Here is a 543-nt window from a genome sequence, read left to right on the forward strand (position 1 = left end):
ATACGGTCCAGCTCTACAAGGAGATCGAGGAGCTTTCCGGCCAGTCCTGCTCGCTGCACCTCACCGGCGGCGTGATGATGGCCGATACGCCGGAGCGCATGGACTTCCTGCGGCTCGCCCATGCCAAGGGTCGCTATCTCGGCATGGACACCGAGCTGATCACGCCTTCGGAAGCGAAGGCGATGTTCCCGCTGATGGACGAGAAGAACTTCGTCGGCGCCATGTGGGATCCGGTCGAGGGCCATCTCGATCCCTCGGGCACGACGATTGCCTACTCCAAGGCGGCGAAAAAACTCGGCGCCGAGATCGTGCTGCGCAACCGCGTCGTCGAGCTGACGCAGGAAGTCGACGGCACCTGGAACGTCGTCACCGAACAGGGCACGGTCCACGCCGAGCATGTCGTCAATTGCGGCGGCCTGTGGGCGCGCGAGATCGGCCGCATGGTCGGCGTCGAGCTTCCGGTGCTGGCGATGGAGCACATGTACCTGCTTACCGAGCCGATGCCGGAGGTCGAGGAATTCAACAAGTCGACCGGCCGCGAGA

Annotated in this window: 1 protein-coding gene; it reads left to right on the top strand. The window is 64.1% G+C overall.

Annotation, left to right across the window (positions count from 1 at the left end; genetic code table 11):
* A partial coding sequence (locus EOA38_RS38515; RefSeq protein WP_145966366.1) for an FAD-binding oxidoreductase occupies nucleotides 1-543 on the top strand: 543 nt, incomplete at both ends.

Origin of the sequence: Mesorhizobium sp. M1E.F.Ca.ET.041.01.1.1, from assembly GCF_003997355.1 — a bacterium.
Classification (GTDB): Bacteria; Pseudomonadota; Alphaproteobacteria; order Rhizobiales; family Rhizobiaceae; genus Mesorhizobium.